This window comes from Burkholderia sp. SR8 (assembly GCF_052851275.1).
In genome coordinates, this window is the sequence record NZ_JAULUC010000013.1 from 1 (window position 1) to 23051 (window position 23051).

Consider the following 23051-nt stretch of genomic DNA (forward strand, 5'->3'; position numbering starts at 1 on the left):
TCGGTACGGTCACGGGCGCCCTGGGCGGTGTCGGCGGGGCCGGTGGTCTCGGTGGTGTGGTTGGCACGGTAACCGGTGCACTGGGTGGCATCGGTGGTGGTAATCCGACTGGCGGTCTCGGTGGCGTCGTTGGCACGGTCGCGAACACGGCAACGGGTGCAGTCGGAACGCTGACTGGCGCACTGGGTGGCGTCGGCGGCGGGAGCGGTGGTGGGACTGGCGGGCTGGGCGATGTCGTCGGGACGGTGGGCAACGCGGCAAGCGGCGCAGTCGGTACGGTGACGGGTGCCTTGGGCGGTGTCGGTAATCCGACCGGCGGTCTCGGTGGTGTGGTTGGCACGGTGACCGGCGCACTGGGTGGCATCGGCGGTGGCAATCCGACTGGTGGCCTTGGTGATGTCGTCGGGACGGTGGGCAACGCGGCAAGCGGTGCAGTCGGCACGGTGACGGGTGCCCTGGGCGGTGTCGGCGATCCGACCGGCGGGCTTGGTGGTGTGGTCGGTACCGTAACCGGTGCACTGGGTGGTATCGGTGGCGGCAACCCGACTGGTGGCCTCGGTGGCGTCGTCGGGACAGTGGGCAACGCGGCAAGCGGTGCAGTGGGTGCGGTGACGGGTGCGTTGGGTGGTGTCGGCGATCCGACCGGCGGTCTTGGCGGTGTGGTCGGTACGGTAACCGGCGCACTGGGTGGCATCGGTGGCGGCAATCCGACTGGCGGCCTCGGCGGTGTTATCGGCACGGTAGCGAACACGACGACGGGCGCAGTCGGAACACTGACTGGCGCACTGGGCGGTGTCGGCGGCGGCGGGACCGGTGGCCTCGGTGGCGTCGTCGGAACGGTGGGCAATGCGGCAAGCGGTGCAGTCGGAACGGTGACGGGTGCCCTGGGCGGTGTCGGTGATCCGACCGGCGGGCTTGGTGGTGTGGTTGGCACGGTAACCGGTGCCCTGGGTGGCATCGGTGGTGGCAACCCGACTGGTGGTCTCGGTGGCGTCGTCGGCACGGTCGCGAACACGGCCACCGGTGCAGTCGGAACGCTGACTGGCGCACTGGGCGGTGTCGGCGGCGGGACCGGTGGTCTCGGCGGCATTGTCGGGACGGTGGGTAATGCGGCAAGCGGCGCAGTCGGTACGGTGACGGGTGCCCTGGGTGGTGTCGGTGATCCGACCGGCGGTCTCGGTGGTGTGGTCGGTACGGTAACCGGTGCACTGGGCGGCATCGGTAGTGGTAACCCGACTGGTGGCATCGGTGGCGTCGTCGGGACAGTGGGTAACGCGGCAAGCGGCGCAGTGGGAACGGTGACGGGTGCCTTGGGCGGTGTCGGTGATCCGACCGGCGGGCTTGGTGGTGTGGTCGGTACCGTAACCGGTGCATTGGGCGGCATCGGCGGTGGCAATCCGACTGGTGGCCTTGGTGGCGTCGTCGGGACGGTGGGCAACGCGGCAAGCGGTGCAGTGGGAACGGTGACGGGTGCGTTGGGTGGTGGCGGCGATCCGACCGGTGGCCTTGGTGGCGTGGTTGGCACGGTAGCGAATACGGCGACGGGTGCAGTCGGAACCCTGACCGGCGCACTGGGCGGTGTCGGCGGTGGCGGGACCGGTGGTCTCGGTGGCGTCGTCGGAACAGTGGGCAACGCGGCCAGCGGCGCAGTCGGTACGGTAACGGGTGCCTTGGGCGGTGTCGGCAATCCGACCGGTGGTCTCGGTGGTGTGGTCGGTACGGTAACCGGCGCGCTGGGTGGCATCGGTGGCGGGACTGGCGGCGTCGGTGGCGTCGTCGGAACGGTGGCGAACACGGCAACCGGTGCGGTCGGCACGCTGACCGGCGCACTGGGCGGTGTTGGTGGCGGGACCGGTGGCCTCGACGGTGTTGTCGGCACGGTCGCGAATACGGCGACGGGTGCAGTGGGAACGCTGACTGGCGCACTGGGCGGTGTTGGCGGCGGGACCGGCGGTCTCGGCGGTGTTGTCGGGACAGTGGGCAACGCGGCAAGCGGCGCAGTCGGTACGGTGACGGGTGCCCTGGGTGGCGTCGGCGATCCGACCGGTGGTCTTGGTGGCGTGGTTGACACGGTAACCGGTGCCCTGGGTGGCATCGGTGGTGGCAATCCGACGGGCGGCCTCGACGGTGTTGTCGGCACGGTCGCGAATACGGCAACGGGTGCAGTCGGCACGCTGACTGGCGCACTGGGCGGTGTTGGCGGCGGGACCGGCGGTCTCGGCGGTGTTGTCGGGACAGTGGGCAACGCGGCAAGCGGCGCAGTCGGTACGGTGACGGGTGCCTTGGGTGGTGTCGGTGATCCGACTGGTGGTCTTGGTGGCGTGGTTGGCACGGTAACCGGCGCATTGGGTGGCGTCGGCGGCGGGGCCGGCGGTCTCGGCGGCGTTGTCGGAACGGTCGCGAACACGGCAACGGGTGCAGTCGGCACGCTGACTGGCGCGCTGGGCGGTGTTGGCGGCGGGACTGGCGGCCTCGGTGGTGTCGTCGGCACGGTGGCGAATACGGCGACGGGTGCAGTCGGGACATTGACTGGCGCTCTGGGTGGTGTTGGCGGCGGGACCGGCGGTCTCGGCGGTGTTGTCGGGACAGTGGGCAACGCGGCAAGCGGTGCAGTCGGTACGGTGACGGGTGCCTTGGGTGGTGTCGGTGATCCGACCGGTGGTCTTGGTGGCGTGGTTGGCACGGTAACCGGCGCACTGGGTGGTGTCGGCGGCGGGGCCGGCGGCCTCGGCGGCGTTGTTGGAACGGTCGCGAACACGGCGACGGGTGCAGTCGGAACGCTGACTGGCGCACTGGGCGGTGTTGGCGGCGGGACCGGCGGCCTTGGCGGCGTTGTCGGAACGGTAGCGAACACGGCGACGGGTGCAGTCGGCACGCTGACTGGCGCACTGGGTGGCGTCGGCGGTGGGACCGGCGGTCTCGGCGGTGTTGTCGGAACGGTAGCGAACACGGTAACGGGTGCAGTCGGAACACTGACTGGCGCACTGGGCGGTGTTGGCGGCGGGACCGGCGGCCTTGGCGGCGTTGTCGGAACGGTAGCGAACACGGCGACGGGTGCAGTCGGGACGCTGACTGGCGCACTGGGTGGCGTCGGCGCCGGGACCGGCGGTCTCGGCGGTGTTGTCGGCACGGTAGCGAACACGGCAACGAGTGCAGTCGGAACGCTGACCGGTGCACTGGGTGGTGCTGGCGGCGTGACCGGCGGTCTCGGTGGCATCGTTGGCACGGTGGGTAACACGGCAACGGGTGCAGTTGGAACGGTGACCGGTGCCCTGGGCGGTGCTGGCGGTGCGACTGGCGGCCTCGGTGGCATCGTTGGCACGGTAGCTAACTCGGCAACTGGCGCAGCCGGAACGTTGGCTGGCGCAGCGGGCGGTCTCGGCGGCGTCGTGGGCGCGGTCGGCAACTCGGCAACCGGCGCAGTCGGGACGTTGGCCGGTGCAGTGAGCGGTGTCGGCGGCGGCGCGACCGGTGGCCTCGGCGGTCTCGGTGGCATCGTGGGTGCGGTCGGCAATACGGCAACTGGCGCAGCGGGAACGCTGGTCGGCGCGCTGGGCGGTGCCGGCGGCGTGACCGGCGGCCTCGGCGGCGTTGTTGGCACGGTAGCCAACTCGGCAACTGGCGCAGTCGGAACGCTGGCTGGCGCAGCGGGTGGTGTCGGCGGCGCGACCGGCGGTCTCGGTGGCATCGTTGGCACGGTCGCCAACTCGGCAACTGGCGCAGTCGGAACGCTGGCTGGTGCAGCGGGCGGTGTGGGCGGCGCGACCGGTGGTCTCGGTGGCATCGTCGGCACGGTTGCCAACTCGGCAACTGGCGCAGTCGGAACGCTGGCTGGCACAGCGGGTGGTGTCGGTGGCGCGACCGGCGGTCTCGGTGGCATCGTGGGCACCGTGGCCAACGCGGCAACCGGTGCAGTCGGAACGTTGGCCGGTGCAGCAGGTGGTGTCGGCGGAGGCGCGACCGGTGGCCTTGGCAGTCTCGGTGGTGTCGTTGGTACGGTCGCTAACTCGGCAACCGGCGCAGTCGGAACGTTGGCCGGCGCAGCGGGTGGTGTCGGTGGCGTGACCGGTGGCCTTGACGGTCTCGGTGGCATCGTTGGCACGGTGGGCAACGCGGCAACCGGCGCAGTCGGAACGCTGGCAGGCGCAGCGGGTGGTGTCGGTGGCGTGACCGGTGGCCTTGGCGGTCTCGGCGGCATCGTCGGCACGGTCGCCAACGCCGGCCCGGGCGTCGTCAACGCCGTCACCGGAGTCGCGGGCAACGGCGGCGCGCTGATCACGCCGATCACGAGCATCGTCGGCAATCTCGGTGGCTCGTTGCCGGTCGGCGCAGCCACCGGTGCGATCGGCGCGGCGCCCGGCGCGGTAACCGGCATCGCCGGCAGCGGCACCGCAGCGATCACACCGATCGCATCGACCGTCACGTCGTTGATCGGATCCGCCACGGGTGGCGCCGGCAACGTCGTCGGCTCGGGCACCGGTGCGCTCTCCGGCGCCACCGGTGCGGCGGGCTCGCTCGCGACGGTCACCACTGGCCTGACGGGCTCGCTCGCACACACCGTGACGGGCACCGCGGGCGCGGTCGCCGGAACGCTTCCGGCACTGAGCGTCGCGCTCAACGGCGGCACGGCAGCCGGTGCGGTCGGCGGGGTGACGAACGCCGCCGGGGCGCTCATCTCCGGCGGCGCGACGATCGCCAACGCGGCGGTGCAGTCGGTCGGTTCGGCTGTCGGCTCGGTGGCCGGCGTCGTTCCCGCACTGGCGGTTTCGCTGAACGGCAATTCCGCGCAAGGGGGAGGTAGCGCGTCGGGCGGTCTGCTGGCACCCGTGACGTCGCTCGTCACTTCGCTCACCGTCCCGGTGATCAAGAAGTAGGCGACGTCGATACCGCGGCCGCCGCATGCTTCGGGCGGCCGCCAATCTTCACGCGTCAGGCGCGTCACCCGTGACGCCCGCGAAACGACGAATCATGTCGAATCGCGCGGCGTTGTCGCGGTGACGCGCCATTTTGCGTTTTGGGGAGCCGCAGCATCGGATGCCGCCATCTCGAGCTTCCCGATCTCTTCCCGCCCGCATCGGTTCGCCGTGCTTCGAAGGTGGCGATGTGCCGCTTTCCGTCGCCGTCGGATGACGTCAGGCGCGACGCGGACGAACGCGTTCACCTGCCGCACCAAAGTCCCGTCTCATGGTTCAGTGGGATGGAGTGATATACGGAAGACTTATCCAGTAAGGCTCCCGCCCCGTGCTGTAGCACATCCGTGGCACGTGAAAAAACCCGCTCGCAGCGGGCTTGATATTGCTCGAACGACCAAGGTAGTTTCACTAGCGCGGTCCATTACGGGACGTACATTTCGGCACTGGCGGTCGAACTGTCGATGTCTGCAATGCCGGTGGCAACTAACACGGTGGCGTCGTGCAACAGCGTCGCGGTGTGACCTCGGCGTTTAACGATCATGTCGCTTGCGGGCCCCCAGGTCTTCGAGCGGCGGTGGTACAGCTCGGTGCGGTTGGTGCCCGCCTGGTAGCCAAAGCCAGCTGCGACAAGCCCGCTTCCGTCGGGTAACCGTGTGGCCGTGTGCTGATTGCACGCAACTTCCATGTCGCCCACGGGTTCCCAAGTCTTCGAGTCGGCACGATACAACTCGGTCCTTTGGAAGATAGCGCTGCCGCTCGTGCCTCCTGCGACGAGTACGGTTCCGTCGGACAGTGGCGTCGCGGTGTGTTGGCGGTGCGAATAAAAAGGTGAGGTGCGGGAACAGCCACACGCAATACCGCGACGCGTAGCAGGTGTCGATCGAACGAACCACGCCAGCAATTCGCCGATGCGGTTCAATGGAAGGCGCTGGACGGTACGGGCGTCGCGCTTGCCGACCGACGCCACGCCATTCATTCCCGACGCATACGCGGCATGCCACACGCGGCAACGCGCGCATATCGAACCATCAGTCCGGCGCCGTCGCGGTCGATTCGCGCACCACGAGCTCGGGCGCTCCGATCGTATGCACGGCCGCGGCCGGCTCGATTTCGTCGATCATGTCGAGCGTCAATGCGATCGCCCGTGCGGCGATCTGCGCGGTCGGGAACCGCACCGTCGTCAGCGCGGGGCGGAACTGGTGCGCGAGCTGGATATCGGTCATGCCGACTACCGACAGATCGGCCGGCACGCGCAACCCGAGATCGGCAGCGGCCTGCATCGCGCCGATCGCCATCAGGTCGTTGGTCGCGAACAGCGCGGTCACGCCGGGTTTCTCCTGCAGCAGCGCGGCGGCCGCTTCGTAGCCGCCTTCGATCGAATCGTGCGCCGACACGGTCGTCAGCGCGTCGGCCGAATGGCCGCGCGCCGCGAGTTCGTCGGCGAAACCGCGCAGGCGCACCGACTGCGGACCGCCCGACCCCTTTCCGACGAGCGCGCCGAACGCACGATGGCGCAGCCCGGACAGATGCGCAGCCGCCAGCGCGCCCGCCGCCGCGAAATCGACGGTCACGCACGGCAGCGTGCGCGACGCATGCACGTGCTCCCACATGCACAGCACGATCGATGCGCCGTGACGCGCGATGTCCGCGAGTTCCGCTTCGGCGAGATCGGTGTTCATCACGATCGCGCCGGCCGCGAGCGTGCCCGCGATCCGCTCGAGGTAGTTGCGCGTGATCGCCGGATCGTCGTCGGTATTGGACACGAGCAGGTAGTGGCCGCGCTTGCGCGCCTCGCGTTCGGCGGCCAGCACGAACTCCGGATAGAACGGGTTCGTGATGTTCGACAGCATCAGCGCGAGCGTCGACGTGCGGCCCTCGGCGAGCGCGCGCGCGGTCAGGTTCGGCCGATAGCCGAGTTCGCGGATCGCCGCCATCACGCGCTCGACGGTGGCCGGTTTCACCTTCTGCGGATTGCGCAGCACGTTCGAGACGGTGGCCGCCGTGACGTTCGCGCGCTGCGCAACCTGCGCGAGCGTCACCATGCGCGGCCTCCGGTCGGCCGGGCAGCGTGGTGCAGCGGAACTGAAGCGAGGGAGTGTCTGCTCATATTCTGGGAGTGTGTCCCACAAGTTGCACAGGGACAGCCGATACGCTAATTTCTCGACACATCAGAGGAAGGAGACGACATGGTACGGCGAACCGGGCGAATCGCGCCATCGAAATTTAAGCGTTTAAATTTTCGCGTGCGATCCGTGCGATCTGTGCGATCCGTGCGATGCATGCGACCGGCGTGAGGAGAGCGCGATGACCGCCATTTCATTGAAGGATGTCTCGAAGCGCTACGGCGACCACGCGCCGGTGCTGCGCGACGTGAACCTCGAGATCGCGTCGCACGAGTTCTGCGTGTTTCTCGGTCCGTCGGGCTGCGGCAAGTCCACGCTGCTGCGAATGATCGCCGGGCTCGAGGACGTGACCGACGGCGAGCTGCGGATCGGCGGCGCGCGGATGAACGATACGCCGCCCGCCGAGCGCGGCGTCGCGATGGTGTTCCAGAGCTATGCGCTGTTTCCGCACATGACCGTGTTCGACAACATCGGTTTCGGGTTGCGGATCGCCGGCACGCCGAAGGACGAGATCCGCCGCCGCGTGACCGAGGCCGCGCGCGTGCTGCAGCTTGAAGCGCTGCTCGATCGCAAGCCGAAGGCGTTGTCGGGCGGGCAACGGCAGCGCGTCGCGATCGGCCGCGCGATCGTGCGCGAGCCGCGCGTGTTCCTGTTCGACGAGCCGCTGTCGAATCTCGACGCGACGCTGCGCGGCCAGACGCGCGTCGAAATCGCGCGGCTGCACGCGCGCTTCACGCAATCGAGTTCGGTGTACGTCACGCATGACCAGATCGAGGCGATGACGCTGGCCGACCGGATCGTGCTGCTGCATGCGGGCGACGACGTCGCGCGTTTCGGCAGCATCGCGCAGGCCGGCGCGCCGCTCGAGCTGTATCACCGGCCGGCCAATCGCTTCGTCGCGGGCTTCATCGGCTCGCCGCGGATGAACTTCCTGCCGGCCGTGGTCGAAGCGGGCGATGCGCACGGCTGCCGGCTGACGCTGGAAGGCACCGGCGAAACGCTGATGCTGCGCGATCGTCCGCTGCCACGCCACGTCGGCCGCGGCGCGCGCGTGACGCTCGGGATTCGTCCGGAGCATCTGACGGTCGTTGCGTCCGGCGATGCCGACCTGTCGGCGATCGTGCGCGACGTCGCGCTGGTCGAGCAACTCGGCGAAGCCGCCTACGTGCACCTCGACCAGCCCGGCGGCGTGCCGCTGCTCGCGAAACTGCCGGGGCAGGCTGCGTTGCGGCGCGGCGAGCGGCATGCGTTTCACGTGGCGCCGTCGCGCTGCCATCTGTTCGACGAAGCCGGCATCGCGGTGCCGGCGCTTCACGCCGAAGCGGCGTTCGCATAGCGGGCGCGGCGAGTCCGGCCGCGCGCGACGCGGCACCCATCACACCAATACCAGGAGACAACGATGAGACTTCGTGCGAGCCGACTGCTGCTTGCCCTGACGACTGCCGCGGCCTTCACCGCGGGCATGGCCGACGCGGGTACGCTGAAAGTGAACGTGGCCGCGCGCGGCAACCAGCGCGCGACGTGGCAGGCGGTGTTCGACCAGTTCCACAAGGCGAATCCGGACGTGGACCTGAAGATCAGCTACGTCGGCGAGGAGGCGTACAAGGTGCAGATGTCCGGCTGGCTCGCGACCGATCCGCCCGACGTGCTGAGCTGGAACAACGGCGAGCGGCTTGCGTATTTCGCGAAGCGTGGATTGATCGAGGACCTGAGCGCGGACTGGCAGAAGAACGGCTGGAACGACACGTATGCGTCAGTCAAGCAGTCGTCGACCTACGGCGGCAAGCTCTACAGCCTGCCGCTCGGTTACGACGCATACGGGTTGTTCTACCGCAAGGACCTGTTCGAGAAGGCCGGCATTCACGGCGAGCCGGCCGACTGGCCGCAGTTTCTCGACGCATGCCGCAAGCTGAAGGCCGCCGGCATCGCGCCGATCGCGGTGGCGGCACGCGATGCATGGACGCTCGCTGCGTGGTTCGACTACCTCGATCTGCGGATCAACGGCTACGCGTTCCACCAGAAGCTGATGGCCGGAGACGTCGCCTATACCGATCCGCGTGTGCGTGCCGTGTACGCGGCATGGAAGAAGCTGATCGACGACAAGTATTTCATCGACAACGCGCTGTCCTACGACGTCGATTCGCTGAGCCCGTTGATCGTCAACGGGCAGGCCGCGATGACGCTGATGGGCACCTGGTATTCGGCAGGACTCCTGAGCGCGACGCGCAGCCCAATCAGCTTCTTCCGCTTCCCGGTGATCGACGCGTCGGTGCCGCTCGCCGAGGACGGTCCGGTCAACGTGCTGATCGTGCCGGCGAAAGCGCATAACAAGGCCGATGCGCGACGCTTCCTCGCGTTCATGGGGCAGCCGGCGGTCAACGGCGAGTTCGCGAAGGGAATGGGGCAGCTGCCGTCGAACAACAAGGCGCCCGAGCCGCAGGATCCGATCTCGAGGATCGGCTTCCATACGCTCGCGACGACGCCGGGCGGCATCGCGCAGTTCTACGACCGCGACATGACGAAGGAAATGGCGGACGAGGGCATGAAGGCGATGCAGCAGTTCCTGTCCGACCCGACGCAGCTCGATGCGATCCTGCAGCGCCTCGAGCAGACCCGCAAGCGCATCTACCGGAAGTAGCGCGCCGCGCGGCCGGGCCGGCGATGCCGGTCCGGTGCTTCGTCACCGCCACGTCCGTTTCGTTCGTTTCATCGAAGGTCATTACATGTCAACCAGCCTGTCCGAAAGCGCCGCGCGCCGCGATGCCGGCCCGCAGCGGCATGCGCGCGCGTCGCTCGCGCGGCGGCGCAACCGCGCGGCCCTGTGGTTCGTGCTGCCGGGTTTCGCGCTCTTCACCGTGTTCGTGCTGTATCCGATCGTCAGCAGCATCTGGCTGAGCTTCCATCACTGGGACGGAATGACGCCGATGACGTACGCGGGGCTCGACAACTACCGCGAGCTGCTGCAGTCCGATACGTTCTACGTCGCGCTGAAGAACAACGTGCTGTGGCTCCTGCTGTTCCTCGCCGCACCGCCGCTCGGCCTCGCGTTCGCGCTGTACCTGAACCAGAACGTGTTCGGGATCCGGCTCGTGAAGTCGCTGTTCTTCGCGCCGTTCGTGCTGCCGGGCGTGGTGGTCGGCCTCGTGTTCTCGTGGTTCTACGACCCGACGTTCGGGCTGCTGAAGCTGATCGTCGGCCACGGGATTCCGGTGCTCGGCGATCCGCGCTATGCGACCTACGGCGTGATCGCCGCCGCGCTGTGGCCGCAGATTCCGTTCTGCATGATCCTGTACCTCACCGGGCTGACCGGCATCAACGGCGAGATCGTCGAAGCGGCGCGGATGGAAGGCGCGCGCGGCTTCACGCTGTTGTGGCACGTGATCCTGCCGCAGCTGCGGCCCGCGACCTTCATGGCGGTCGTGCTGACGGTGATCGGCGCGCTGCGCAGCTTCGACCTGATTTCGGTGATGACGGGCGGCGGCCCGTTCGACAGCTCGACCGTGCTTGCGTACTTCATGGTCGACCAGGCGATCAAGTACTACCGCGAAGGCTATTCGGCCGCGATCGCAGTCGTGCTGTTCGCGATCATGCTCGTCTATATCGCGTGGCAGCTGCGCAAGCTGGTCCGCGTGGAATCGTAAGGATCACCAACATGTATCCGATGCCCGTGTCCCGCTGGGGACGTCCCGCCCGCCTGCTGTACCGGCTGTCGCTGCCGTGCGCGCTCGCGCTGTGGCTCGTGCCGCTGCTCGCGGTGCTCGTCACGTCGATCCGTTCGACCGACGAGATCGTGGCCGGTCATTACTGGGACTGGCCCAAGCAGTTTGCGCTCGTCGACAACTACGGCACCGCGCTCACGCAGACGCCGATGCTCCATTACTTCGCGAACAGCATTCTGATCACGGTGCCGTCGGTCGCCGCGTCGATCCTGCTCGCGTCGCTCGCCGGGCACGCGCTCGCGAACTACCGGTTCCGCGGCAATCTCGTGCTGCTCGGCCTGTTCGTCGCAGGCAACTTCGTGCCGATCCAGATCCTGATGATCCCGGTGCGGCAGATCATGCTCGGCGTCGGCCTGTACAACACCGTGTGGGCGCTCGTGCTGTTCCACACTGCGTTCCAGACCGGCTTCTGCACGCTGTTCCTGCGCAACTTCATCCGCGAGCTGCCGTTCGAGCTGATCGAGGCGGCGCGCGTCGAAGGCGCGTCCGAGTGGGCGATCTACTGGCGCGTCGTGCTGCCGCTCGTGCGGCCCGCGCTCGCGGCGCTCGCGATCCTCGTGTTCACGTTCGTATGGAACGACTACTTCTGGGCACTGTGCCTCACGCAAGGCGACGACGCGGCGCCGATCACCGTCGGCGTCGCCGCGCTGAAAGGGCAGTGGACGACGGCCTGGAACATCGTGTCGGCCGGCTCCGTGCTCGCCGCGCTGCCGTCGGTGCTGATGTTCTTCGCGATGCAGAAGCACTTCGTCGCGGGGCTCACGTTCGGCGCGACCAAGGGCTGACCCGTCCATCCTCTTTCTTCTGCAAGGAATCCACGATGTACCTCGGCGTTTGCTATTACCCCGAACACTGGCCGCGCGAACAATGGGAGCGCGATGCACGCCGGATGGCCGAACTCGGCCTGACCCGCGTGCGCATCGGTGAGTTCGCATGGAGCCGGATGGAGCCGGAGCCCGGCCGCTACGACTGGGCGTGGCTCGACGAAGCTGTCGATACGCTCGCCGGCCAGCAGTTGAAGATCGTGCTCGGCACGCCGACCGCCGCGCCGCCGAAATGGCTCGTCGATCGCCATCCGGAGATCCTGCCGGCCGGCGCGGACGGCGCGGTGTGGCAGTTCGGCTCGCGTCGCCATTACGACATCGCGAGTCCCGTGTATCGCGAGCATTGCGTGCGCATCGTCGACGCAATGGCGCGGCGCTACGGCGCGCATCCTGCCGTGATCGCATGGCAGACGGACAACGAGCTCGGCTGCCACAACACGCTGCCGAGCTATACGCGGGCGGCGCTCGAAGGCTTCCGTGCGTGGCTCGCCGTGCGCTACGGCGATATCGGCACGCTGAACCGCGCGTGGGGCAACGTGTTCTGGAGCATGGAGTATCGCGGCTTCGACGAGATCGAACTGCCGCGCCATACGCCGACCGATGCGAATCCCGCGCATCTGCTCGATTTCCGGCGCTACCAGTCGGACGAGGTCGCGCGATTCCATGCGGTGCAGGTCGACGCGATCCGTCCGCACGCGCCGGGCCGCGACGTGCTGCACAACTTCATGGGCTTTTTCACCGAATTCGATCACTACGCGTTCGCGCGCGGCGGGCTGGATGTCGCCGCGTGGGACAGCTATCCGGTGCCGCGTACCGAAGTGCTGCCGTTCGACGAAGCGGACAAGCGGCGCTGGGCTCGCACCGGGCATCCGGACGTGTCGGCGTTCTCGCATGATCTCTATCGCGGTGTCGGCAACGGCCGGATGTGGGTGATGGAGCAACAGGCGGGCCCCGTCAACTGGGGGCCGTACAACCCGGTGCCGCACGCGGGTGCGGTGCGCCTGTGGACGTGGGAAGCGTTTGCGCACGGCGCGGAGCTCGTGTCGTATTTCCGCTGGCGGCAGTATCCGCACGCGCAGGAGCAACTGCACTCGGGGCTCAACGCACCGGACGACCGTCTGTCGCCGGGCGGCCACGAAGTGGCGCACGTCGCGCGCGAACTGGCCGCGCTGGATCCCGCGCTCGTCGATGCGAGCCGCGGGCCGGCGCGTGTCGCGCTGCTGTTCGATTACGAGGCCGACTGGATGATTCGGATCCAGCCGCACGGCGCCGATTTCGACTATCAGCAGCATGCGTTCGACTGGTATCGCGCGCTGCGCGAGCTCGGGCTCGACGTCGATATCGTCGCGGCCGGCGCCGACGTGTCGCGTTACGCGTTCGTCGTCGCACCGACGCTGCCGGTCGTCACGGATCGCATCGTCGAGCAGGTCGCGAGCGGCACCGCACAGTGGCTGTTCGGGCCGCGCACGGGTTCGCGCACCGCGGAATTCGCGATCGCCCCGGGCCTCGCACCGGGCAAGCTGCGCGACCTGCTGCCGGTGCGGATCGGCCAGGTCGAGTCGCTGCGGCCGTCGCTTGCTGCGCGCGTGTCGTTCGACGGCGTCGACGGTCATGCGCTGAAATGGCGCGATCACGTCGATATGGACGAGGCACCCGGCGTCGACGTGCTCGCCGCATGCGACGACGGTGTGCCCGCGCTCGTGCGGCGTGGTCACGTGACGATGGCGACCGCCTGTTTCGACCGGACGCTGTTGCGCGCGATCGTCGCCCGCTGCGCACGCGATGCCGGCGTTCCGGTGCGCGCGCTGCCGGACGGTGTGCGGTTGCGGCGACGCGGGCGCGTAACGTTCGCGTTCAACTACGGCGACGCGCCGTGCATGCTGCCCGTGCCGGACGGTGCGCGCTTCGTGCTCGGCAGCCGCGAGCTCGGCGCGGTCGACGTGGCCGCATGGGTCGAGCCGGACTGACGCGATGCAGTCGTTGCGGTCTCTGCAGTTGCACTTCGCGCGCCTCGCCGGGATCGCGTACTTCGTCCCGCTGTCCGCGGCGGCGCTGATGCTCGGCGTCGCGATGTCGTTTACGGCGCCGTACCTGTCGCTGTTCGGCGTGGAAGCGGCGGGGATGTCGCCGTTTCTCGCCGGCGTCTTCATGACGCTGATCGCGGCGAGCGGCGTCGTCGCGAGCACGTGGGCCGGGCGCTGGTCCGATCGTCGCGACCGGCACAGGCCGCTGCTCGTGGCATCGCTCGTGGCTGCCGCGCTCGGCTTCGCGCTGCTCTGCGTGCTGCGCGCACACGGGCCCGTGATCGCGGCCGGCACGATCCTGCTCGGCGCGGGCGCCGTGTCGCTGTCGCAGATCTTCTCGTTCGCGCGCGCGGTGCTGCCGGTTGCCGACGACGCGCAGCGCGAGCTTGCATCGGCCGCGCTGCGCACGATGCTGTCGGTCGCGTGGGTGTTCGGTCCGGCGCTCGGTGCGCTGATTCTCGCGCAGGCGGGCTTTACCGGGCTCTTTCTTGCGGCTTCCGCGGGGTTCGTCGCCTGCGCGGTGATCGTCGCGCGGATTCCGGAGCACGCGCGGCGGCCTGCCGCTGCTCATGTGCAAGCAATGGACCGAGCTGTGCCTCTACCGGATGATGCGCGTGCTGCGGCCGTCGCCGCGCCGCCCGCCAGCGTGATGCGCACCCTCGTCGCGCTGACGCTGATGGGGCTCGCGGCGAACGCGACGATGATCGTGCTGCCGCTCTACATCGTGCGTGCGCTCGGCGGCACGCCGGCGAACGTGTCGGCCGCACTGGGCCTCGCCGCGTTGCTCGAGATTCCGATGATGCTGTGGCTCGGCATCCGTTCGACGCGGCTCGACAAGGCACGCTGGCTGACCGCTTGCGCGCTCGTGCATGCGCTGTATTTCATCGGGCTCGCGGCGATCACGCGGGTCGACATGATCCTGCCGCTGCAACTGTTGAGCGCGTGCGTGGTCGCGATCACGTCGTGCCTCGGGATGACGCGCGTATGCGACCTGATGCCCACGCGCCCCGGCACCGCGACCGCGATGTTCTTCAGCACCGCGCGCGTCGGTTCGATTGCGTCGGGCGTGCTGTCGGGTGCATCCGTCGACCTGTTCGGCTATCGCGCGACGTTCATCGGGTGCTGCGGGCTCGCGCTCGTGGCGTGCGTGCTGCTCGCCCGCGATGCGCGCGGCGAGCAGCGCGGTGCGGGCGGCACGACGGCGTCCGCGCGACGCCGGTTCGATACACCGCACTGACGCGGCATGCGCCGGTGCGGTGAAGGCGCGATGCGGCGACGCGTCAACGCCGACGATACGCGTCGAGCGACGACAGCGCGTTGCCGTGGAAGTCGAACAGCGTGTTGTTGTCCCACTGATCGCCCGCGCCGACCTTCCAGCCCACACCCGGCGTCGGAATCCATTCCGGCTCCCACCAGAACACGCCCTTGCCGCGATTGCCCGGCACGCCCTTCACGATATCGACGACCGCCGCGAGGAATTGCGCCTGCCCGGCCGGCGACGGCGGGAACGGCGTCGAACCGGTATTCGTCATCGCGTTCGGCTCCGAGTCGCCGTCGCTGGTGGTCCACGGGTACGCAGTCTCGACGACGATCAAATCCTTGTCGTAACGCACCGCGAGGTCATTCGCGTTGTTGCGCAGGTCGTCGAGCGAGCCTTGCCACTGCGGGTAATACGACAGGCCGATCACGTCGAACGCGACACCGCGCTGCGTCGCGCTGTCGAACCACCAGCGGCTTTTTCCGTTGTCGCCGCCGCTGTCGATGTGCAGCATCACCTTGATCCGCGGATCCACCGCCTTCACCGCGTCGTGGCCCGTCTTCAGCAGTTGCGCGAGGTTGTCCCACTGATCGTAGCGGCCGAGCGGCCACAGCATGCCGCCCGTGATCTCGTTGCCGATCTGCACCCACTCGGGCCGCACGCCGGCGCGCTGCAGCCGGCGCAGCACATCGGTCGTATAGGCCGACAGCAGCGCGCACGTATCGGCGAGATTCTTGCCGGCCCACGCATGCGGCGGATACTGCTTGCCGGGGTCGGCCCACCAGTCGCTGTAGTGGAAATCGATCAGGATGCGCATCCCGAGCGCGGCCGCGCGCTTCGCGAGTGCGACGACGTGCGCGGCATTGTTGTAGCCTGCGGCATCGCTCTGGTTCGCGGGGAAGAAATCCGGGTTGCCGGGATCGTTCCAGACCTTGATGCGGATCGAATCGACGCCGTGCGCGTGCAGGATCTTCAGGCAGTCGCGTGCATGCCCGCGGTCGAAGAACTGCGCGCCGTGTGCCTCGAGTTCGGGCAGCGTCGATACGTCGGCGCCCATCGCCAACGGCGCACCACTTGCGGCGCGCGACGCACCCTGCGCGAAGGCCGGCAACGTGCCGGCCAGGTCGACACATGCGAGCGCCGCGGTCGACACACTCCAGCGCAACATCGATCGTCTGTTCATCGTCATCCTCCATTGTTCGGCCCGGTCGGTTTCATGAGCGCGGGCTTTGCGGTTTAAGCGCTTAAATTTCGGCTTCGACGTGAAGCCGAAACGAGCGTAGCGCAGCAGCCGACGCGGACGCAAAGAACGCGTGCGTTGCCTACTATCTGGCGAACGAGGCGAACGAGGCGAACGAGGCGAACGAGGCGAACGAGGCGAACGAGGCGAACGAGGCGAACGAGGCGAACGAGGCGAACGAGGCGAACGAGGCGAACGAGGCGAACGAGGCGAACGGGGCGAACGAGCGAATGAGCGGCACCGGCCGCGATTCGCTATCGTTCACACGTCGAGCGCAGGCACGCGCGGCGCGAAGACCGCTGCGCGCTACCGGCGCGCCGACCGATCACCTCCATGACCGGCCGCACGATCGGCGAGACAATTCACCGGACGTATCGACTACCCGCGAACCCCGACCCGATACCGCGTCGTCTGCCGATAAGTGTCGCCCGGATGAAGAATGGTTTCGTCGCGCAACGCGTCCATGTTGACCTGGTTCGGAAAGAACCCGGCCTCGACGCACAGCGCCGCATGCCGCACGCACGACACACCGCCGCTCACGCGCACGCCATCGAGATAGTTGCCGGTATACAGCTGCAACCCGCGCTGATCCGTCGACACGGCGAGCTCGCGACCGCTTTCCGGATCGTAGATCGAAGCGACGGCCCGCACGCCGCGCTCCGGGTCGCGCAGCACGTAGCAATGATCGAAGCCGCGTCCGCGTACGAGCTGCGCATGCGGCCAGTCGAGCCGCGCGCCGATCGGCGCGCTCTGCCGGAAATCGAACGCGGTGCCCGTCACGTCGGCCGTGCCGGTCGGGATCAATGCGTCGTCCACTTCGACGAACGCATCGGCGTCGATCTGCAGCAGATGGCCGCGCACGTCGCTGCCCGCGCGTCCGCTCAGGTTGAAGTAGCTGTGATTGGTCAGGTTCAGCGGCGTCGGCGCATCGGTCACGCCCGCATAGTCGATCGTCAGCGTGCCGTCGTCGTCGAGCGTGTAACGCACCTGCACGCTCACGTTGCCGGGAAATCCCGCGTCGCCTTCCGGCGACTCGAGCCGCAGCGTCAGCCCGTCGCGATCGTCGATCACGTCCCAGCGGGCACGATGAAAGCCGCTGGCGCCGCCGTGCAGCAGGTTGCCGTTTTCGTTGCGGTCGAGCGGGTAGTCGACGCCGTCGAGCGAGAAGCGCGCGCCCGCGATCCGGTTCGCCCAGCGGCCGACCGTCGCGCCGAGGTACGCACCCGATTCGACGTAGCCGGCCGGCGTGTCGTGCGCGAGCACGATATCGGCGAGCCGCCCGGTGCGGTCGGGCGCGAGCCACGACACGACGGTCGCGCCGAGATCGCTGACGACGACGCGCATGCCGTGCGCATTGCGCAGCGTATAGCGCCGTACCGGGTCGCCGCCGGGCAGCGTGCCCCACGGCTCGGACGGAATGCGGCCGACGTCGGACGCCGGACGGGAAGAATCGGTATCGATACGCATGAGTGGGTTCGCTCGTGGGCGGTGAATTCAGTGGGCGGGCGCGGTGCGCTCCTGGTATTCGCGCGGCGTGCAGCCGAGTTCGCGGCGAAACACCGCATGCATGTACTGCAACGACGTGAAGCCGCAGCGGATCGCGACTTCCGCGCTCGACGCATGCCGTGCCGCGAGTAGCGCCTGCGCGGCCTCGAGCTTGTGACGCAGGATCTCCTGGTGCACGGTGCGCTGCAGCTCGCGCCGGAAGTGTTCCTCGAGCAGCGAGCGCGACACGCCGACATAGTCGGCGACCTGTTCGGTCTTGATGCCCTGGCACGCGTACTGCCGGATGAAGTGCCGCGCGCGCATCACGTGCGGGCTCGCGAGCGGCTGATGACGCGTCGATTCGAGCACGTTGATGCCGACCGGCGGCACGAGGATGCGCTGTCCGGGAAAACGCGCACCGCGCAGCATCCGGTGCAGCAGGTGCGCGGCCGTGCGGCCCATTTCCTCGGTGCCCTGGATCACCGACGACAGCGGAATGCGCGTCAGCGTGCGCGTGAGCGGATCGTTGTCGATGCCGATGATCGCAACCTGTTCGGGCACCGCGATGCCGGCGATCAGGCACGCCTGCAGCAGGTGCCGCGCGCGCGCATCGGTGACGGCGATCACGCCGACGGGCTTCGGCAGCGCATGCAGCCAGCCGATCAGCTGCTCGATCGCGTGATTCCACCCCGACGCGCTCGTCGACAGCCCGCGGTAGATCGGCGCATCGAGCCCGTCGGCCCGCGCGAGCCGGTCGAACGCGAGTTCCCGCTGCTGCGCCCAGCGGTTCTCCTGCGCGACCGGCAGGCTGTACATCGCGAAATGCGCGAGGCCCGCGCCGATCAGGTGTGTGTACGCGAGCGACACGAGCTTCGGGTTGTCCGTCGCAATATATGGGACGCCCACCGGATACTGCGCGGGATCCTCGTATGACGAACCGACCGCGACGATCGGCAGCGGCGAGCCGGCGAGCGCGTCGGCGACGGCCGGATCGTCGAAGTCCGCGATGATGCCGTCGCCGTCGAAGCGCTCGATGCCGGCGAGCCGGCAGCGGAAGTCGTCTTCGAGGAACAGGTCCCACACGACGCGCGTCGTATGCAGGTACTGGCCGATGCCCGCGATGATCTCGCGATCGTAGACCTTGTTCGCGTTGAACAGCAGCGCGATGCGGTGCGGCGTCTGGGCGGAAGGAGTGCGGGTCATTGCTGTCTCGGGGCGCGTGCCGCGCGGGCTTCGTGCCGTTGTCTCCGGGGCGCGCTCGTCACGCGCCGCGCGATCGTCAGGTGTCCGGCGATTGTAGGACGGAACGCGCGCCGCGCGAGCGCGGCTGGCAAGAAACATTACGCGGGCTGCGCAATTTCGCAATTGCCGGCCGGCAGGCGCGCGGGCACGATCCAGCCAACCGGATCAGGCAGCGTGCGTCGCCGCGACGCGCGTTGCGCTGCAACAAGACCCTGCACGGAGACGCCATGTCGTATTTCGAACACATTCCCGCGATTCGCTACGAAGGTCCGCAGTCGGACAACCCGCTGGCTTACCACTACTACGACCCCGAGAAGCGCGTGCTCGGCAAGACGCTGGCCGAGCATCTGCGGATCGCGGTCTGCTACTGGCACACGTTCGTGTGGCCGGGGCACGACATCTTCGGGCAAGGCGCGTTTCAGCGCCCGTGGCAGCAGCCGGGCGACGCGCTCGAACGCGCGCGGATGAAGGCCGATGCCGCATTCGAATTCTTCTCGAAGCTCGGCACGCCGTTCTACACGTTCCATGACACCGACGTCGCACCGGAAGGCGACAGCCTGCGCGAGTACGCGGCGAATTTCGCGCGGATGGTCGACTATCTCGGCGAGCGCCAGCAGGCGAGCGGCGTGCGGCTCTTGTGGGGCACCGCGAACCTGTTCTCGCATCCGCGCTTCGCGGCGGGCGCCGCGACGAACCCGAACCCCGACGTGTTCGCATGGGCCGCGACGCAGGTGCGCCATGCACTCGACGCGACGCACCGGCTCGGCGGCGAGAACTACGTGCTGTGGGGCGGCCGCGAAGGGTACGAGACGCTGCTCAATACCGACCTGAAGCGCGAGCGCGACCAGTTCGCACGGTTCCTGTCGATGGTCGTCGAGCACAAGCACCGGATCGGCTTTACCGGCGCGCTGCTGATCGAGCCGAAACCGCAGGAGCCGACCAAGCACCAGTACGACTACGACGTCGCGACCGTGCACGGCTTCCTCGTGCAGTACGGACTGCAGAACGAGATCCGCGTGAACATCGAGGCGAACCACGCGACGCTCGCCGGCCATTCGTTCCATCACGAGATCGCGAATGCGTTCGCGCTCGGCGTGTTCGGCAGCGTCGACGCGAACCGCGGCGATCCGCAGAACGGCTGGGACACCGACCAGTTCCCGAACAGCGTCGAGGAGCTGACGCTCGCGTTCTACGAAATCCTGCGCCACGGCGGCTTCACGACCGGCGGGATGAACTTCGACGCGAAGGTGCGGCGCCAGAGCGTCGATCCGGAGGATCTGTTCTACGGCCACGTCGGCGCGATCGACGTGCTCGCGCTCGCGCTCGAACGCGCGGCGGTGCTGGTCGAGAACGACCGGCTCGATGCGCTGCGCCGGCAGCGTTACGCGCAGTGGGACGATGCGTTCGGCCGCAAGATCCTGTCGGGCGGCTATACGCTGCAGTCGCTCGCCGACGATGCGCTCGCGCGCGGCGTCGATCCGCGGCATGCGAGCGGCGCGCAGGAGCGGCTCGAGAACATCGTGAACCAGGCGATCTACGGGCTGCGCTGACATCATGTATCTCGGACTCGATCTCGGCACGTCGGGCGTGAAAGCCGTACTGCTCGACCGCGACGGCGCGGTGCGGGCGAGCGCGAGCCGCCCGCTGACGGTCAGCCGGCCGCAGCCGCGCTGGTCCGAACAGGCGCCGCACGACTGGTGGGACGCCGCGTGCGGCGCGCTTGCCGCCGTCGTCGACGAAGCCCGCGCGGCCGGCATCGATGCGCGCGACATCGCCGCGCTCGGGCTGACCGGCCAGATGCACGGCGCGACGCTGCTCGACGAGCACGGCGACGTGCTGCGTCCCGCGATCCTGTGGAACGACGGCCGCGCGGATGCGGAATGCGCGGAGCTGGAGCGGCTCGCCCCCGCGTTGCGCACGGTCGCCGGCAACATCGCGATGCCGGGCTTCACCGCGCCGAAGCTGCTGTGGGTGCGCCGCCACGAGCCCGGCGTGTTCGCTCGTGTCGCGTACGTGCTGCTGCCGAAGGACTATCTGCGCTACCGGCTGACCGGCGCGTTCGCAACCGATCCGTCGGATGCCGCGGGCACGCTGTGGCTCGACGTCGCGAAGCGCGACTACGACGACACGCTGCTCGCCGTGTGCGGGCTGTCGCGCGCGCAGATGCCGGCGGTGTTCGAGGGCAACCGCGTGACGGGCACGCTGTTGCCGGCCGTTGCGCGCGCGCTCGGACTGCGGGAGATTCCGGTGGTCGCGGGCGGCGGCGACAACGCGGCCGGCGCAGTGGGCGTCGGGATCGTGCGGCCCGGCGATGCGCTGCTGTCGCTCGGTACGTCCGGCGTCTATTTCGCGGTGTCGGACGGATTTCGTGCGAACCCCGAATCGGCGGTGCACAGCTTCTGCCACGCGCTGCCCGATACGTGGCATCTGATGTCGGTGATGCTGAACGCGGCCGGCTGCATCGACTTCACCGCGCAGCTGGCCGGCTACGACGGCGTCGCGGCGCTGCTCGCCGATGCCGAAACGAACGCGCGCACCAGCCGGCCGTGGTTCCTGCCGTACCTGAGCGGCGAGCGCACGCCGCACAACGACGTGAATGCGAAGGGCGTGTTCTATGGGCTCACGCCCGACACGCAGCGCGCGGATCTCGCGAACGCGACGCTCGAAGGCGTCGGTTTCGCGCTGCTCGACGGGATCGACGCGCTGCACGCGGCCGGGCTCGCGCCTGACGGCATCACGGTGATCGGCGGCGGCTCGCGCAGCGCGTACTGGACGCAGATGCTCGCCGACCTGAGCGGCCGCGCGCTGACGCTGCGCGCGGGCGGCGAGGTCGGCCCGGCGCTCGGCGCCGCACGGCTCGCGCACCTCGCGCTCGAACCCGATGCGCGGCTGGCGGACGTGTGTCCGCAACCGCCGATCGTCGCGGTGCGCGAGCCGGATCGTGCGCGGCATGCGTGGTATCGCGACGCGCGGCGGCCGACGTTTCGCGCGCTTTACCGCGCGCTCGAACCGGTGTTTGCAACGGGCGCGTGACGCGCGTTGCAGTGACTCGATGCGGGCGGCCCATTCCGGCGGCCGTCCGGCATTGGTGACGTGGTTCCATAACAAGGAGTGGAGACAATGAAATCCGTGACGCGTCGTACCGTATTGAGTTCGCTTGCCGGCGCCGCTGCGCTGGCGATGCTCGCGCTGGGCACGCCGCTCGCGCACGCGAGCAAGGACAAGCCCGAGATCGGCTTCTGCATCGACGACCTGCGTGTCGAGCGCTGGTCGCGCGATCGCGACTATTTCGTTGCAGCCGCAACGAAGCTCGGCGCGAAGGTGTCGGTGCAGTCGGCCGACGCGAGCGAGGAGCGGCAGATCTCGCAGATCGAGAACCTGATCTCGCGCGGCGTCGACGTGATCGTGATCGTGCCGTTCAACTCGAAGACGCTCGGCAACGTGGTCGCCGAAGCGAAGAAGGCCGGCATCAAGGTCGTGTCGTACGACCGCCTGATCCTCGACGCGGACGTCGATGCATACATCTCGTTCGACAACGAGAAGGTCGGCGAACTGCAGGCGCAGGGCGTATTCGCGGCGAAGCCGAAGGGCAACTATTTCCTGCTCGGCGGCGCGCCGACCGACAACAACGCGAAGATGCTGCGCGAAGGCCAGCTGAAGGTACTCAAGCCGGCGATCGATCGCGGCGACATCAAGGTCGTCGGCCAGCAGTGGGTGCCCGAATGGAGCGCGTCGACCGCGCTGCGCATCGTCGAGGATGCGCTGACCGCGAACAACAACAAGATTGACGCGATCGTCGCGTCGAACGACGGCACCGCAGGCGGCGCGATCCAGGCGCTCGCCGCGCAGCATCTGGCCGGCAAGGTGCCGGTGTCCGGGCAGGATGCGGACCTCGCGGCCGTGAAGCGCGTGATCGCCGGCACGCAGACGATGACCGTCTACAAGCCGCTGAAGCTGATCGCGAGCGAAGCCGCGAAGCTCGCGGTCGATCTCGCGAAGGGCACGAAGCCCGCGTTCAACGCGCAGTACGACAACGGCAAGAAGAAGGTCGACACGGTGCTGCTGCAGCCGACGCTGCTGACCAAGCGCAACGTCGACGTCGTCGTGAAGGACGGCTTCTACACCCAGGCCCAGCTGGCGAGCCAGTAACGGCGTGATCGGCACGGTGCGCGCGGCCGGCCCGGTGCGGCCAGCCGGGTACGAGCGGAGTCATGCGGGCCGCC

The 23051-nt window shown here is 68.6% G+C and carries 16 protein-coding genes; 10 read left to right on the forward strand and 6 right to left on the reverse strand.

Features of this window, described 5'->3' with window-relative positions:
• The coding region (locus Q3A80_RS17750) for a beta strand repeat-containing protein (protein WP_446330228.1) at positions 1-4874 on the forward strand (4874 nt) is incomplete at its 5' end.
• Positions 4875-5334: 460 nt separating this feature from the next.
• Here Q3A80_RS17750 and Q3A80_RS17755 read toward each other — a convergent pair.
• Complete coding sequence (locus Q3A80_RS17755) at positions 5335-5889, reverse strand: kelch repeat-containing protein (protein ID WP_446330229.1); 555 nt, start codon at positions 5887-5889, stop codon at positions 5335-5337.
• Between the two features lie 52 nt (positions 5890-5941).
• Positions 5942-6955, reverse strand: a complete 1014-nt coding sequence (locus Q3A80_RS17760) for a LacI family DNA-binding transcriptional regulator (RefSeq protein ID WP_446330230.1) — start codon at positions 6953-6955, stop codon at positions 5942-5944.
• A 262-nt stretch (positions 6956-7217) separates the two neighbouring features.
• Here Q3A80_RS17760 and Q3A80_RS17765 point away from each other — a divergent pair, with 262 nt between their 5' ends.
• The 6 genes from Q3A80_RS17765 (at position 7218) to Q3A80_RS17790 (ending at position 14840) form a co-directional block, all read left to right on the forward strand.
• The gene (locus tag Q3A80_RS17765) at positions 7218-8372 is read left to right on the forward strand and encodes an ABC transporter ATP-binding protein (protein ID WP_446330231.1); all 1155 of its coding nucleotides are present in this window, start codon (positions 7218-7220) and stop codon (positions 8370-8372) included.
• Between the two features lie 63 nt (positions 8373-8435).
• On the forward strand, positions 8436-9674 hold the full coding sequence (locus Q3A80_RS17770) for an ABC transporter substrate-binding protein (protein ID WP_446330232.1): 1239 nt from the start codon (positions 8436-8438) through the stop codon (positions 9672-9674).
• Between the two features lie 85 nt (positions 9675-9759).
• Positions 9760-10677, forward strand: a complete 918-nt coding sequence (locus Q3A80_RS17775) for a carbohydrate ABC transporter permease (protein WP_446330233.1) — start codon at positions 9760-9762, stop codon at positions 10675-10677.
• A gap of 11 nt (positions 10678-10688) precedes the next feature.
• Complete coding sequence (locus Q3A80_RS17780) at positions 10689-11540, forward strand: carbohydrate ABC transporter permease (RefSeq protein WP_446330234.1); 852 nt, start codon at positions 10689-10691, stop codon at positions 11538-11540.
• 35 nt (positions 11541-11575) lie between these two features.
• Positions 11576-13546: a beta-galactosidase gene (locus Q3A80_RS17785; RefSeq protein ID WP_446330235.1), complete on the forward strand. Its 1971-nt coding sequence runs from the start codon at positions 11576-11578 to the stop codon at positions 13544-13546.
• Positions 13547-13550: 4 nt separating this feature from the next.
• Entirely contained in the window at positions 13551-14840 is a 1290-nt protein-coding gene (locus tag Q3A80_RS17790) for a sugar efflux transporter (RefSeq protein WP_446330236.1), read from the forward strand.
• 43 nt (positions 14841-14883) lie between these two features.
• Here the strand turns inward: Q3A80_RS17790 and Q3A80_RS17795 are convergent, their stop codons facing one another.
• From Q3A80_RS17795 to Q3A80_RS17810, 4 genes are all read right to left on the reverse strand, one after another.
• On the reverse strand, positions 14884-16044 hold the full coding sequence (locus Q3A80_RS17795) for a glycoside hydrolase family 53 protein (protein ID WP_446330237.1): 1161 nt from the start codon (positions 16042-16044) through the stop codon (positions 14884-14886).
• A 142-nt stretch (positions 16045-16186) separates the two neighbouring features.
• Positions 16187-16366 (reverse strand): hypothetical protein, encoded by a 180-nt coding sequence (locus Q3A80_RS17800; protein ID WP_446330238.1) that lies wholly within the window; start codon positions 16364-16366, stop codon positions 16187-16189.
• Between the two features lie 113 nt (positions 16367-16479).
• Positions 16480-17568 (reverse strand): aldose epimerase family protein, encoded by a 1089-nt coding sequence (locus Q3A80_RS17805; protein ID WP_446330239.1) that lies wholly within the window; start codon positions 17566-17568, stop codon positions 16480-16482.
• Positions 17569-17595: 27 nt separating this feature from the next.
• Entirely contained in the window at positions 17596-18789 is a 1194-nt protein-coding gene (locus tag Q3A80_RS17810; protein ID WP_446330240.1) for a XylR family transcriptional regulator, read from the reverse strand.
• Between the two features lie 266 nt (positions 18790-19055).
• On the opposite strand from Q3A80_RS17810, the gene xylA reads away from it, so the two are divergent.
• From xylA to xylF, 3 genes are all read left to right on the forward strand, one after another.
• Positions 19056-20378 carry a xylose isomerase gene (gene xylA, locus Q3A80_RS17815; protein ID WP_446330241.1) on the forward strand — a complete coding sequence of 441 codons (1323 nt, stop codon included), beginning with the start codon at positions 19056-19058 and terminating at the stop codon, positions 20376-20378.
• Positions 20379-20382: 4 nt separating this feature from the next.
• Positions 20383-21861, forward strand: coding sequence for a xylulokinase (gene xylB / locus Q3A80_RS17820; RefSeq protein WP_446330242.1), 1479 nt, complete (start codon positions 20383-20385; stop codon positions 21859-21861).
• An 87-nt stretch (positions 21862-21948) separates the two neighbouring features.
• On the forward strand, positions 21949-22977 hold the full coding sequence (gene xylF, locus Q3A80_RS17825) for a D-xylose ABC transporter substrate-binding protein (RefSeq protein WP_446330243.1): 1029 nt from the start codon (positions 21949-21951) through the stop codon (positions 22975-22977).
• The last annotated feature ends 74 nt before the right edge of the window (positions 22978-23051 follow it).

Coding starts and splice junctions, on each gene's coding strand:
- Q3A80_RS17755 (WP_446330229.1), bottom strand. CDS start 5,889: ATGAATGGCGTGGCGTCGGTCGGCAAGCGCGACGCCCGTACCGTCCAG.
- Q3A80_RS17760 (WP_446330230.1), bottom strand. CDS start 6,955: ATGGTGACGCTCGCGCAGGTTGCGCAGCGCGCGAACGTCACGGCGGCC.
- Q3A80_RS17765 (WP_446330231.1), top strand. CDS start 7,218: ATGACCGCCATTTCATTGAAGGATGTCTCGAAGCGCTACGGCGACCAC.
- Q3A80_RS17770 (WP_446330232.1), top strand. CDS start 8,436: ATGAGACTTCGTGCGAGCCGACTGCTGCTTGCCCTGACGACTGCCGCG.
- Q3A80_RS17775 (WP_446330233.1), top strand. CDS start 9,760: ATGTCAACCAGCCTGTCCGAAAGCGCCGCGCGCCGCGATGCCGGCCCG.
- Q3A80_RS17780 (WP_446330234.1), top strand. CDS start 10,689: ATGTATCCGATGCCCGTGTCCCGCTGGGGACGTCCCGCCCGCCTGCTG.
- Q3A80_RS17785 (WP_446330235.1), top strand. CDS start 11,576: ATGTACCTCGGCGTTTGCTATTACCCCGAACACTGGCCGCGCGAACAA.
- Q3A80_RS17790 (WP_446330236.1), top strand. CDS start 13,551: ATGCAGTCGTTGCGGTCTCTGCAGTTGCACTTCGCGCGCCTCGCCGGG.
- Q3A80_RS17795 (WP_446330237.1), bottom strand. CDS start 16,044: ATGAACAGACGATCGATGTTGCGCTGGAGTGTGTCGACCGCGGCGCTC.
- Q3A80_RS17805 (WP_446330239.1), bottom strand. CDS start 17,568: ATGCGTATCGATACCGATTCTTCCCGTCCGGCGTCCGACGTCGGCCGC.
- Q3A80_RS17810 (WP_446330240.1), bottom strand. CDS start 18,789: ATGACCCGCACTCCTTCCGCCCAGACGCCGCACCGCATCGCGCTGCTG.
- xylA (WP_446330241.1), top strand. CDS start 19,056: ATGTCGTATTTCGAACACATTCCCGCGATTCGCTACGAAGGTCCGCAG.
- xylB (WP_446330242.1), top strand. CDS start 20,383: ATGTATCTCGGACTCGATCTCGGCACGTCGGGCGTGAAAGCCGTACTG.
- xylF (WP_446330243.1), top strand. CDS start 21,949: ATGAAATCCGTGACGCGTCGTACCGTATTGAGTTCGCTTGCCGGCGCC.